Here is a 13,071-nt window from a genome sequence, read left to right as displayed (position 1 = left end):
AGATAAAACTAATTTAGGAATTCCGTCATGGCTATCGACCCTATCACCAGCAAATCTGTTAGCACACCGCTACCGGCAAAATCAGCGGTTAAGGACTCGGCCGAATTTAAAGAGAAGCCCGTCAGCGGCGCCTCCACGGACACAGTCAACATCACAGCGACCGCTCTGGACATTAAATCGGCAACTGCTGCAAGCGCTACCGCCCCCGTGGTGAACGAAGACCGTGTGGCGGCCATAAAAGCCGCTGTGCAGGACGGCAGCTATCAAGTAAACGCCGAGCGCGTTGCCGAGAAAATGTTGCAATTTGAAGGTCAACTAACCAATAGCACATGACATCATGATAGAGAAAACTTATCAAATCACCGAAAAACTATTAAATAACGGTTTAAAAGCAACGCAAAGTTTGCACGAGCTGCTGAACGCCGAAGCCGCAAACCTGAAACAAAAAACCGATGCGGATGCCATATCGGCAATCGCTACCCACAAAAAAGATCTGGTTGCCCAGCTTGAGCAATTCACCAAGCAACTTGGGCAGGTACTCGCCACCGAGCAACTGGTGGTGAGTAACGATGGCATGAAAGCCTATCTGGTCAAAGCTAAATCCGCCGGTATCAATATTTCCGAGTCCTGGAGTTATTGGAATCACATCGTTAGGCTCTCCCAAACCTGTCGCACAATAAACGAACAAAACGGTGCCAGCATTGCGTTATTGAGTCGACATACGCAAAGATCACTGCAAATCTTAAGAGGCAAGTCGCCGTTAGCCGCTACCTATGGGCCTGATGGCGTCACCCGCAACGAGCTGTTTTCGCATACATTAATTTCGGTGTAGACTGAGCGACGAATAACCAGATAGGTCGCTCATATGCTGCGAAAACTCAAGCATTTATTTTCAAAACCGTTGCCGACGGAGCCCGCTCACGATGACGATGACGAGCTATTGAGTTTTGAGAACCCCAACTTTATTACCGATTCCGACAAGATTGCCAAATTACTGGGGGAAATTGAAAATAGTTCGCCGCTATGTACCGTTCAGGTTGAGGGCGAGGACTTTAGTTCTTCAATATTGGCAGTCAAACTGGATAAGAAGGTCATTATCCTCGACGAGCTGATGCCTAAACACGGTAACGATTTTCTGTTGCTTAATCGCTCGCTGAAACTCTCTACCTTTCATAAGGGTATCCATTTATCGTTTAATCTGGCGGGAATCGAAGTCGGTCATTCAAGGGGAATCAATTACTACAAAGCCCCATTCCCTGATCGCGTGTTTTATCCCCAGCGGCGGCGCACCCCGCGTCTGGAAATTAGCAGTATCGATATTCCGTTTTCCGGCGTTGTGCAGCGCACGGGTATTTCGGTTGGAGGTAGTCTGTTCGATTTATCCAGAGGCGGAGCGGGGATTACCGTTCCCGTTAATAGGGCGCGGGTTCAGCGCGGCGATATCGTCAAAAACTGCCAAATCACCTTTGAAGATTATGTCATGGATTTTGATCTGTCCGTACGCTTTGTAAAGCCGGTGTCGGCGGCATCAGCCAAAGTGCAAATCGGTGGCTTATTCGAAAACCTGTCTGCAAAAAGCCAATCCAAGCTGTCCTATTTCATCACTTCACTTGAGCGGGTGGAGATTAGAAAACAGAAAGCCTAGTCTTCTGGCCTGTGGTAAAATCACCCTCTAAGGTCCCGGTAGCTCAGCAGGATAGAGCGGTCCCCTCCTAAGGGACAGGTCGGACGTTCGAATCGTCTCCGGGACGCCATTAAATCAATAAGTTAGACAAAACAAAAAGAAAGAAAAAAGTTTTTTGTCCCATTTTTGTCCCATTTTTGTCCCACTTCAAAATAAAAGCCCACAATAACAGGCAATAAAAAGCCGGTGTTACCCGGCCTGATTGTTACATTATCACATCGATAAAAGCGCCATGAATGGCGGGTTTGGCATGGTCAAATCGGAAGGAAGACTTCCGTTTCTACTTCATTGCAGTTTATTCCGGTAATACGTCGCCCAACCAATCCACCAGCGCCGCGCCTGGATGCGTACCCGCGCCATAGTCGGCAAGTTCTCGCTGTAACCTCTCCATTAGCTTAGGCTCGATTTCAATATCAAGCCGACGAACACCGCGCCGCCTGTTTGATTCTCGCCGCTCTCGTTGGTATTCGGCGGATGTTTTAAAACTGGATGCGCCCATAATTCAGCCTTTGGAGTTAGTAAAGTTTAGTAATGCATGTTATTGATTGCTATGGCGAAAAGTGAGCTGTCCACCCTTCGTCATCAAGCGTCAGATTCCGGTGTTGCAGTATTTTGCAGTATCCGCCCACCAGCAAGCGTCGAAGGAGGGTTGAACACCAGCACCACACGCACCAGCGCCGCCGCCGTGTTGGTGGTGGCTCTGGAAGCCTTGCAGGTGAAAAGTGGAGATAGTGGAGATAAACACCGTTTTCATAAAAGTCTCACGGAAAAAAAATACAAGAAAACTTTCCGAAAATTCCCGTTATCTTCACTATCTCCACTGATTACCATCCGCTTGCCTTCCTGTAGCTGTCGGCATAATCTGAATCAATCAAACCAAGCCCTGCCCAAAGCGTTTTTCCATTTGATGATCTACTTGAAAAACCACGCTCTCCAAGTCGGCGGCCTAGTGCCACATTGCTTGCAGGCCTCAAGCCGTTATCGATGCACCATTGCTTATAATTGCTGTAAATCGCTGTCGATGATGTTTCCGCACTTGGTGAAAGTCGGCAGCATTCAGCCAACCAGCGCCCAATTAAATCCTGTTCTTCCTGATAGTCGCCGGTCGCCTGTTTGATGGTGGCCGGAATATCGGCTAAGCCGCGCCTTTGCCAGTCGATGCAACCTTCGACCATCCATGCCAAGATATGCGGGGCTTCGGCTCTTAGCTTGTCCAGTAGCGCCGGGTCGCGTTCCTCTGGCTTGAATGTCCGCTTGAATGGAATTAACCGCACTCGACGCCATATACCGTAATCATTGCCCTTGATTACCGGCTTATGGTTGCCAAGCATCATTAATTTAAACTGAGGCGTGAACTGTACCGGCGCGGTGTAAAGTTTCCGCACGGTCATGGTGTCGCCCGCTACTAGGCTTTTAATCAGTGATTCGGCCAGCGCTGCGCCGTCCTCAGTCTCAGAACTCATCGCCAGCCGTGCGCCTATCAACTCGGCTAGGTCGGGCGTTGCACTACCTGCTTGCCGTTTCGATTCGGTCAAGGTTTCGGCGGCAATTGCGCGGGCATAGTCACCTAGAATAAAGCGGATGGTGTCGGCCAGAACACTTTTACCGTTCGCGCCCAGTCCGAAACAGAAAACAAAGATTTGCTCGGATGTGGAGCCGGTCAGCAGATAACCACACCAGCGTTTAAGCCAGTCAATTAGCTCGACGTCATCACCAAAGATTTGCGACAAGAAGTCGCGCCAGCGCACCGCCTTGGTTGAATCGCCCAGGCGCTCGACATTTACCGCCTTGGTGATAAAGTCGCTTTGCTGCGCCGGTCGGGTCGCGCCTGCTTTCAAGTCCAACACCGCGCGCCCACAGTCTAAGCCCAAACGGAACGGGTCAGCATCGACAAGCGACAGCGGCAGGCGTACCCGGTCGAAGTCTTGCAACAACGACACAGCCGCTTCAATGGTGCGTTCTTTCTGGCTGCAGTCAACACCAAGCGGTACAAGCGGCACAACGGATCGTGGAAAGTGGCAAACCGTACGTGGTGGACATCGACGTGTCGAAATTCTTTGACCGTATCCACCATGACCGATTAATTGCCCGAATGGGACAGCGAATAGCCGACAAACGTATCCTGCGTTTGGTGGGGCTGATGTTGCGCAGCGGTGTGATGATCAACGGTGTCGTCAACCCCAACAAGGAAGGCGCTATGCAAGGTGGGCCCTTAAGCCCCTTGTTAAGCAACATTGTTCTGGACGAATTGGACCGGGAATTGGAAAAGCGCGGACTGGCGTTTTGCCGGTTTGCCGATGACTGTAACATTTTCACCGGGTCGCAAAAAGCAGCGGAACGGGTGATGGACAAAGTCAGCCAATTCATCGAAAACAAGCTGAAACTAAAGGTGAACCGGGAGAAAAGCCAAGTGGCTAAATCCGATGCGGTAAAGTTCTTGGGCTTTACCGTGGTCGATGGGGCGATAGCGATAGCGCACAAAGCCCTGCAAACGGCCATGAGTAAAGTCAAAGTCCTAACGCCGCGAGGTACTCATCAGCCGCTGGAACACACCCTAAACGACCTCAATCGCTGGTACGTGGGCTGGGCCAACTACTACAGCCTGACTCAGTATCCGTCTCAACTGAGGAAAATCGAAGCGCATATCCGGCGACGGCTACGAGCGAGATTGGTGAGCCAACAGAAAAGAAAGCAGCATCTGTATCGACATTTGGTCAAGCGGGGCGTACCGCGCAAACAAGCCGCTCTGACGGTATTTTCCAACCAGAAACGATGGGCGCTCTCGGCAACTCGTGCTGTGACAAGAGCCTATCCGAACAGTTGGTTTATCAACCTGATGGGACAGGAAATACGATCCGACCGGCAGTTAGCGCATTGGTTTGATGTTTCTCAGTGGATTCGTCTTGCGTGAGGAGCCGTGTACGGACCCGTACGCACGGTTCTGTGGGCAGACGGGAGCTGCAGCTCCCTCTGACCCGATGAGAAAACCTGCAAGGCATCGCGAAACGGCGTTAAGTCATGCGAGAACCTGCGTTTCGACCCCTTGTTGGGTCGGAACGAGGTGACGCGGACGAATCGGGGCCGCCGAAGGCATAAACTGCCAGCAAATTTTTCGCGCTGAAATCGGAGGGGACCCATTTCAGCTTTACCGAAAAATGCTGGCGCTCTTGCGCTATCTTCATTATGAGTCTTGTAGCGTTCATGATTCATGCCAGTTTGGCTCGCTGATGAACTTCAATAGTCGGTCTTACAGGGGGTAGCCCAGCCAGCAAAGCATCGTTCGTTAAAGGCTTTAATCAAAACTTAATATTTTGTTAATAAAGGATTAAGTTGCCGGCTGTAGAATCTCGGCATACCCAATTTCTAATTGCGGTTTTTAGTCTTGAACAACCGATTTGTCCGACAGATGCACGACTATTCATAAAGGTGGAAGGCGTTTCTGTCTTAGCAATGGATTGTGGCGCATTATATTGCACGGTAGAGTTGGGAGCGATTGGTGGTGGGTAGCGGGGCTTGCATTCAGTGGTTTATGCCGTTGTAAAAAAGCGCCGTTTAAGTAAAGTCGTTTGAATATATCAATTCATCTATTGAACTTGATCTCTGTTTCAGGGATTAACCATTTTGAGCTATTGCCTTGTGATCAACGAATGTTCGGCAGTAGCGGCTTACGAGAGTTGAAGACTCGTAGTAAGCAGACAGAACTCTGCTAAAGCTGATGTTGTTATGCAATATCGGCTTCGGAGTATAAGGTGGCTAAAGGATAGCCGTTTGTTAACGTAAGTGAAAATGGGGAACAATCCATGAAAATGCTTTTATCTTTAAAACTTTGGCTTGCTGTTTGCCTGTTTGCAGTTTCGACTGCAAGCTCAGCAGGCATCATTTGGGAAGCTACTGACGGCGATAGTAATTTTATCTCCTTCGGTTCTAGTGCATTCCCATTTACTTCAAGTGACACCTTCGGTATCTTCGCTGCTACCGCTGATCTGGCTGCTGATGCACCGGTGTACACTTTTAACGGTGTAGGTAGCTTTGCCTCTGCTAGCCCTTTTAAATTGGGTCTGTTGACAGCAAGCGGTTGGGTTAGCGAAGCCGGTAATTACGAGCTGAGCGCTCCTAATACCTTCTTGTTGACCTTTGTAAAACCCGGTGTGATCACCAACAACTTAAGCTTTCTGTTTGGATTTGATCTGAAAGCAGCCGCTAATCAAAACCCTGTCACTAGCGTGCCTCTCCCTGCTTCTGTATGGTTTATGACAAGTGCGTTGATGGGCTTTCTGTATATAGGTCGTCGTAAACAGGTCGTTTAATCCCAAGCTATCATTGGGCTTTTAGGCCGGTTGGAGTCCAGTACTCCACCCGGTTTTTTTATGCCTATTGAACAGAGGCCGGGTTGTTCATAAGTGCTTACACAAAGTTGTGAGCAAATCCGGCAACGCACTAAAATCAGCGCGCTCATTTTCGAATGCGTTCGAGACACGGTTTTTATAGCGTTTATCTTGTTGCGGCAGGCCATAATAGGCGGTGTGCAGATTATCTTGGGTAAATACTATGGCGAAAATACTAGTGATCGGTTGTGGAGATATTGGCTATCCTGTGGCTTTGCGCTTGCACCAGCAGAGGCATCAGGTAACCGGGTTGAAGCGCAGCGCGCCGGCTACCTCGACCCCGTTTCCCATTTTTATTGCCGATATAAGATTGGCCTCGTCATTGGTTGCTTTACCAAGCAGCTTTGATGCGGTGATATTTATCGTAGCTCCCGATAGCCGACAGGCTGAGGAATATCAGGCGCTGTACGATGTTGGTTTGCGCAATTTGTTGGCGCATTTTGCGGGAGCTGAAACATCACCAAGTTGGTTGATGGTGTCTTCTACCAGTGTTTACGAACAGAATCGTGGCGAATGGGTTGATGAAACCAGTGTCACTGAACCGGCTAGCGCCACGCGCCGCTGGCTGGCTGCGGCGGAGAAACGCTTGTGGATTGCGAGTGACCGCAGTTGCGTCGTGCGTTTTTCCGGAATTTATGGGCCGGGTCGTGATTGGTTATTACGCCGAGCGGAGCGAGGGGAGAGCATCCAACAGCAACCGCCCAGTTATACCAACCGCATCCACTCGGAGGATTGTGTGGCGGTGTTGTTATTTTTACTGGAAAAACAACTCGCCGGTGTAGCCTTGGAGCCTTGCTATCTGGCGACCGACGACGAGCCGGCCCCGCTTTGGGAGGTGATGAATTGGTTGTCTGAACAATTTGCTTGTCCTCAGCCTTCACCGTTGTCAGTAGCTCCGGATGCCCCGCAAAACAAACGCTGCCGCAACACCAGGCTCAAGGCCTTGGGTTACCGCTTTTTGTACCCTAGTTATCGGGATGGTTATGCAACCGTGCGATCATTGCCGGGCGCGGATGACTGAGCTCAATGACTTTTGATGCCCTCTTTATGTTATTCAAGCTCAAGCAAGTTTATAGGTGTTGAGTTTGCCGTTTATTCGCCACACCGCGCTTCGTCGCGAACACTGTTGCGGCTTGTTGTAAGAACGCCGGCCGACTTTTTTCGCCGCTCCTTAGATAGTCCTCGTCTAACGCTGCCATCGCTTCGGCTGGCGGTACAAATAGTGTGTCAGTCATGACCGAGTAGGTTAATTCGAATAAGCGTTTCAAAGCAATTTGCCAGGTACTGTCCGTTAAGGCGTATAGCGCATCGCTAAATTGTAAAAAGCGGGTAAACGGTTGTTCGGCGACAATGAGCGGCAAACTTGCGGCAAACCGGCCGGAGTTGCCGATCAAATCCCAAAAGCGGGCGAATCGCGTAATACGTTGCAAGTCAGTAAAACTTATATCTCGCGTGCTGAGAATGGCGTAGGGTGGCTGCGGGTCATAACGTAGCTGGTACGCTTCATTGTGTCGGTTGATTGGTGCGCCGCGCAGACGTTTTAAAATCCCGACCTGAATTTCTTGGGGATTCAGCGCAAACAATTTATCGAAACTGGCACCGAAGCCTGCAAGAGTGTCGCCAGGCAGGCCGGCGATTAGATCGGCATGAATATGGGCGTTGGAATGTTGCCGGAGCCAGCTTAAATTGGCTTCGGTTTTCTGGTTATCCTGTTTGCGGCTGATCAGATGTTGGATGGCAGGATCAAAGGTTTGCACACCCACTTCAAATTGCAGTACACCGGGCGGAAATTGGCTGATGGCCTGCTTCAGACGTTCAGGCAAATTGTCCGGAATCACTTCAAAGTGCAAATATAGATCTTCGCTCACGCGAGTCAAAAAAAACTCAAGGATAGCAACGCTGTTGTCTACTTTTAGATTGAAGGTGCGGTCGATGAACTTAAAGTGTCGTGCACCGCGCCGGTATAGAAGTTCCATTTCGCGCAAAAAGCCGTTTAAGTTGAACGGTTTGGCCGTAGTGTCCAGCGACGACAGGCAAAATTCGCATTTGAACGGACAGCCGCGCGATGCTTCCACGTAGATAATCCGTTGACGGATGTCGGCGTCCGTATAGTGTGGATATGGCGACGCCAGGGTGTCTAATGCGGCCATCTCGCCGGCCACGATTTTTTCGGTTGGTTCAAATCCTGACAGCAACTGCCGGCATAATTGCGGAAAACTTATTTCGCCGTTACCGGTGACGACATAGTCCGCCGATTCGGCAATGCTTGGTAAATCGGGCGGATGACTGACTTCCGGCCCGCCAAGTACGATGATAATTTCTGGTGCGACTTGTTTCAGGATGGCTACCACGGCGCTGATTTCCGCCACATTCCAGATATAAACGCCAAGGCCGATAATCCGCGCTTGTTGTTGCAGTAGTTTTTCGACAATTTCGATTGGGCGCTGCTGGATGCCGAATTCTAATAAGACCGTGTCCGTTTGTAACGTACCCATGTTGGCGTAGAGATAGCGTAAGCCAAAAGCAGTGTGAATGTATCGGGCGTTGAGGGTAGAGATAACGATGCGGGGCATGTCTGATGTGGCGGATGGCGTCTAAATTGCGGTAATGCGCCAGCATAGCATCAATTTGGTGTTGGAAGCTGCTCTCGGCTGGTCTGCAAATGCAGGCTACGCGCTAGTGCAAACTATTGTGGAAACTGGCATTGTGCTGAAAATGCCCGGCTGTAGCAGCTTGGTTGGGTGAATGATGTTGCCGAGTTCTGATTAGGCCGGCGATAGTTTGGGAATAAAACGCTTTTGCTAAACGGCCTATGAAATAACTGAGCAGCTACCGATTTTTCCAAAAAGCGGGATCTAACAATTTAGACAAATCGGCTGCTGCAATCGATGCTTATTTAAGTTCGTCAAGTAAAGCCTGTGCGGCTTGTTGTTGTTGTTTTGAGCCTTTGGACAAGACATCCTCGGCTATCAATTTTGCCGCCTCGGTGTCGCCCATATCGATATAGGCTTTCGCCAAATCGATTTTGGTTTCGAATTCGTCCATATCGGTCAAATCGGAAACCCCCAACTCAAACTCGTCGGTGTCTGTGGTGCTGATGATTGGCGTGTCAAAGTCGAAGTTAAAATCGAACTCGCCGCTCGGTTGCCCAGATGTTTCCAAAACCTGGTCTGAAGATTGGGCTGATTTCGGGGTGATATTGTCAAAATCGGAAAAATCGAATGTTTCCAGTTTCAACTGCGATTCTAAATTCAGTTCAGGTTCGATGCTTAGGCTATCGTCAGTTTGTGCTTTGGAGGTGATGCTGTCGAAGTCGAAATCGAAACTGTCTGCATCCGCTAACGCTTCTTTGCTGCCGTCCGTAAGGTCTGAAGCAGTCTTTTTTATGCCATCGAAATCACTAAAGTCGAATGATTCTATATCTGTTGATATCTCGGCTTTTGCGGCATCCTCGTTAGATTTATCCGCAGTTGCTTCCGGAGTTGCATTGTCGACATCGAAGTTAAAATCGAAACTCTCCAAAGCATCCATCGAGTTAGGAGATTTTGTTTTCATCTCCTCTTTGTTGTCAGTCGTTTCGGATTCAGTATCCGCAGCAATTTCGGCAAAACTGGCAAAATCCAAAGATTCTAGCGCCAAGGCAGCCGAATCCGCTTCAGTTTTTTCCGAGTCAGAATCTAGCGCAAAGTCGAAGTCGAACGATTCTATGTCATCGTTGCTGGAAACTGCACTACTTTCCGTGGTTTCGATAGTCTTCGCCGCGGATTTAGAAACCGGTGGCTGATCGAAATCAATACTTTCGATATTTGCATCGGCTTGCTTGTTTTCAAGCGGTGACCTGGCGCTGCCGCCGAAACTTCCCAAATCAAAATCCAGTCCGTTGTCTTCGAGCGCCAAATCTTTATCGATATTCAGATCCGACAAATCGTCGTCGAGCTGCGCAAAGCCTTTATCCAAATCGATAATTTCCGTATCGGCCGCGGTGGAACTCGCTGCGCTAACAGTAGTATCGCCTTTGCTGATGGGCGCTGTGGTAGCGGCAAAACTGCCGCCAAACAAGGCTAAATCTGGGACGATTTCTTTAGCCATATCCGTGACTTTTTTCCAGAATGGCTTATCGGCTTGTTTGCCGGCGTCGGCCAGTTCTTGCGCATAACCGGCAAAGCCGTCTTTGTTTTCACTGGCGTAATAGATTTCCAGTAATTTCAGTTTGCATTCGTCGCGATTAGGCTGTTCGCTTATTGCATGGCGGATCAGTTCTTCCGCTTGTTGATAGCGGCCATACGCCAAGTACACGTCGGCTTCCGAGATCGGATCAACTTCATTTTGATCGGTGTCGAAGGCATCGAAATCGCTAGGAGTAAAGTCGCTGATAAACGAACTTTCGCCTACAGTACCGACGTCGTATTCATCGGTACTGCTAATGTCCATAATCGGTACGGAAAGGCTGCTCTCAGAATCGGGCAGCCGAATTTGACTGGCCGATGCGAACATGCTTTCGGTGTTGGTGCGTTCGTCGATTTTACGTTTGCGCCATAACAACCAGCCCAGCAAGCCCAAAATACCAGTACCTAAGGTGCCGGCAACCCAGTAGTAAGCATCCGAGCTAAATAAGCCTTCGTCTTCTGCAACAACCGGTGGAGGTGGCGGCGGAGTAACCTTGGGTGCGGGGGGAACAACGGGTTTGGGGGCCGGTGCGGTCACGACGGCAGGTTCGGAAGCCGATGGTTGCGGAGTCGGAGTCGGCGTTACCGCCGGAGCTGGGACCTCGGGGCTGGCAACGGGCGGCTGAGGCGCCGGTTGCGCGGGCTGAGGGCTAGGCTCGGCCGTTGCTGGTTTATTGTTTTGTAAAGTGGCTAGTTGCTGATCTTTTAAGGCCAGCAATTGCTGCATCATGCCTAGTTGTTGCTCGAGCTTTTCGATGCGAGCTTGTAACTCCAGGTCTTTCCCTTCGCTGGCTTGATCGGCAGCACTATTTAAAGCAGGATTAGCTGTCGCAGCCGAATTTTGTTCGGTTTTTGTTGAACCCGTGCCGGCGGCCTTCGCTTCGGTAGGGGCTACCAATTCAAGCGCTTTCTTGGTGGTTTCTGCTTGTGCGGTCTCGGGTTTGACCTGCTTATTGGCGGCTTTTCGCTCATTTTGCGCTTGTCTTTGTGCCGGATTCATAATTGCGTCCGGCTCAGGAATCTTTAAGGTGGCGCCTTCTTTCAGCGAATTGATATTGCCGTTGTTAAATGCGTCCGGATTGGCTCTGTACAAAGCGGTCAACATTTTCTGGGTCGGAATGTTCTTTTCCTGGCCCACTTGGGCGGCGATACTCCATAAAGTATCCGATTTTTGGATAGGGCCGAATTCGCCGTTGGTGGGTGTTTCTGGCGTAATGTTGTCGGCAGGGGCGGCTCGCACTGCTCGCTTTGGTGCGGTTCTAGTTCTCTTGATCGGGCGCTCTAGTGGCTCAATGGGTTCGGCACTGTAACCGCTGGTTTCCACGACAGGCGTGACCGGTTGGTTATAAGCGGCCGGTGGGTCGATGAGCAATGTGAACTCGCGCATCATGCTGCCTTGCGGCCAAGTGACTTCCAACAGGAAATCCAGAAACGGCTCCGTCAACGCTTCCCTTGAGGAGACTTTTACGATGATGGAGCCGTTTGCTTGCACAACCGGCTCCAACTTGATCTTGGACAGAAAATAATTCCAAACTACGCCGGCTTGGTCAAATTTTTCCGGCGGGGCCAATTTTACCGAGACATCGGCCGGATTTTCGCCCGGTGCGACGCTGAGTCTGATTTCGGCATTGAGTTTTTGGTTTAGGGCAGAATGTAATTCAATTTCGCCGATACCTAAGGGTTGGGCACTGACTGGTGCCAGTAACGATACAACCGCTAAGGCTTTAGTTAAATTGCTCACATTGCTTTCCTTCACTTGTAATACCTCGGTACTTACTGACCCACTATAAAACACAGAGCTAAGCGTAGACTAGATGTAGCTTTTTACCAGCACTTCGGCTATTTGCACACTGTTAAGCGCAGCACCTTTTCTGACGTTATCACTCACTACCCATAGATCTATGCCAGTCGGATGGGAAATATCCTCGCGGATTCTGCCGACAAATACATCGTCGTTGCCGGATGATTCCGTCACCGCCGTTGGATAACCGCCGTTCTCACGTTCGTCCAACAACGTTACCCCAGGAGCAGACGCCAACAGCTCGCGAACCTGCTCAGCGGAAATCTTGGTTTTAGTCTCAATATGCACGGCTTCCGAATGTCCAAAAAACACCGGCACCCGCACCGCTGTGGGGTTGACCAGAATATCGGCATCACCGAGGATTTTTCGAGTTTCCCAGACCATTTTCATCTCTTCCTTGGTGTAGCCGTTGTCCATGAAGACATCGATTTGCGGCAACACGTTGAAAGCAATTTGCTTTGGATACACGCTAGGCTCGACCGGCTTGGCATTCAACAAATTCGCGGTTTGCGTGGCCAATTCTTCAATCGCTTCCTTGCCGGTGCCGGACACTGCTTGATAGGTGGCAACGTTGATACGGCTGATACCTGCCGCATCGTAGATCGGTTTCAAGGCCACCAACATCTGGATGGTCGAGCAATTGGGGTTGGCGATAATGCCGCGATTTTTGTAGTCGGCAACTTTTTCCGGATTGACTTCCGGCACCACCAACGGAATGTCGTCGTCGTAGCGAAATTGCGAGGTGTTGTCGATCACCACACAGCCGGCCGCGGCGGCTTTGGGCGCATACTCCGCAGACACTGACGCGCCGGGAGAAAATAAGCCGATCTGCACTTTCGAGAAATCGAAGGTCGCCAAATCTTCCACCACCAGCGACCCGTCTTTAAACGGGATACGTTTGCCGGCCGAGCGCTCGCTGGCTAATGCATAGACTTTGCCCACCGGAAAATTGCGTTCTTCCAAAATGGAAATCATGGTTTCGCCGACCGCGCCAGTGGCGCCGACGACTGCTACATCATAAGTTTTAGACATATT

The 13,071-nt window shown here is 50.2% G+C and carries 10 protein-coding genes and 1 tRNA gene; 7 read left to right on the top strand and 4 right to left on the bottom strand.

What is annotated here, in order from left to right:
* Positions 1–27: 27 nt before the first annotated feature.
* The 4 genes from flgM to JWZ98_RS18235 all read left to right on the top strand — a co-directional run bounded on the left by flgM (position 28) and on the right by JWZ98_RS18235 (position 1,754).
* Positions 28–333 carry a flagellar biosynthesis anti-sigma factor FlgM gene (gene flgM / locus JWZ98_RS18250; protein WP_205451280.1) on the top strand — a complete coding sequence of 102 codons (306 nt, stop codon included), beginning with the start codon at positions 28–30 and terminating at the stop codon, positions 331–333.
* A gap of 4 nt (positions 334–337) precedes the next feature.
* Positions 338–832, top strand: coding sequence for a flagellar protein FlgN (locus JWZ98_RS18245; RefSeq protein ID WP_205451279.1), 495 nt, complete (start codon positions 338–340; stop codon positions 830–832).
* 33 nt (positions 833–865) lie between these two features.
* A complete protein-coding gene (locus tag JWZ98_RS18240; RefSeq protein WP_205451278.1) occupies positions 866–1,645 on the top strand; it encodes a flagellar brake protein in 780 nt (259 codons plus the stop codon).
* 32 nt (positions 1,646–1,677) lie between these two features.
* A tRNA-Arg gene (locus JWZ98_RS18235) sits at positions 1,678–1,754 on the top strand.
* 754 nt (positions 1,755–2,508) lie between these two features.
* Here JWZ98_RS18235 and JWZ98_RS18230 read toward each other — a convergent pair.
* Positions 2,509–3,684, bottom strand: a complete 1,176-nt coding sequence (locus tag JWZ98_RS18230; RefSeq protein WP_205451277.1) for a phage/plasmid primase, P4 family — start codon at positions 3,682–3,684, stop codon at positions 2,509–2,511.
* Positions 3,685–3,692: 8 nt separating this feature from the next.
* Between JWZ98_RS18230 and JWZ98_RS18225 the strand changes: the two genes are divergently transcribed.
* The 3 genes from JWZ98_RS18225 to JWZ98_RS18215 all read left to right on the top strand — a co-directional run bounded on the left by JWZ98_RS18225 (position 3,693) and on the right by JWZ98_RS18215 (position 7,090).
* Positions 3,693–4,595: a reverse transcriptase domain-containing protein gene (locus tag JWZ98_RS18225; RefSeq protein WP_240348095.1), complete on the top strand. Its 903-nt coding sequence runs from the start codon at positions 3,693–3,695 to the stop codon at positions 4,593–4,595.
* 889 nt (positions 4,596–5,484) lie between these two features.
* Entirely contained in the window at positions 5,485–5,991 is a 507-nt protein-coding gene (locus JWZ98_RS18220) for a hypothetical protein (protein WP_205451276.1), read from the top strand.
* A gap of 241 nt (positions 5,992–6,232) precedes the next feature.
* On the top strand, positions 6,233–7,090 hold the full coding sequence (locus tag JWZ98_RS18215; protein ID WP_205451275.1) for an SDR family oxidoreductase: 858 nt from the start codon (positions 6,233–6,235) through the stop codon (positions 7,088–7,090).
* A 49-nt stretch (positions 7,091–7,139) separates the two neighbouring features.
* On the opposite strand, the gene JWZ98_RS18210 is transcribed toward JWZ98_RS18215, so the two are convergent.
* From JWZ98_RS18210 to JWZ98_RS18200, 3 genes are all read right to left on the bottom strand, one after another.
* Entirely contained in the window at positions 7,140–8,642 is a 1,503-nt protein-coding gene (locus JWZ98_RS18210; RefSeq protein WP_205451274.1) for a DUF4080 domain-containing protein, read from the bottom strand.
* A 319-nt stretch (positions 8,643–8,961) separates the two neighbouring features.
* The gene (locus tag JWZ98_RS23450; protein ID WP_205451273.1) at positions 8,962–11,976 is read right to left on the bottom strand and encodes a FimV/HubP family polar landmark protein; all 3,015 of its coding nucleotides are present in this window, start codon (positions 11,974–11,976) and stop codon (positions 8,962–8,964) included.
* Positions 11,977–12,045: 69 nt separating this feature from the next.
* The gene (locus JWZ98_RS18200; protein WP_033159286.1) at positions 12,046–13,068 is read right to left on the bottom strand and encodes an aspartate-semialdehyde dehydrogenase; all 1,023 of its coding nucleotides are present in this window, start codon (positions 13,066–13,068) and stop codon (positions 12,046–12,048) included.
* Between the last annotated feature and the right edge of the window lie 3 nt (positions 13,069–13,071).

Source organism: Methylomonas sp. EFPC1 (assembly GCF_016925515.1).
GTDB classification, from domain to species: domain Bacteria; phylum Pseudomonadota; class Gammaproteobacteria; order Methylococcales; family Methylomonadaceae; genus Methylomonas; species Methylomonas defluvii.
The sequence above is the reverse complement of the archived record's forward strand: the minus strand, read 5'-3'. Positions and strand labels throughout refer to the sequence as shown.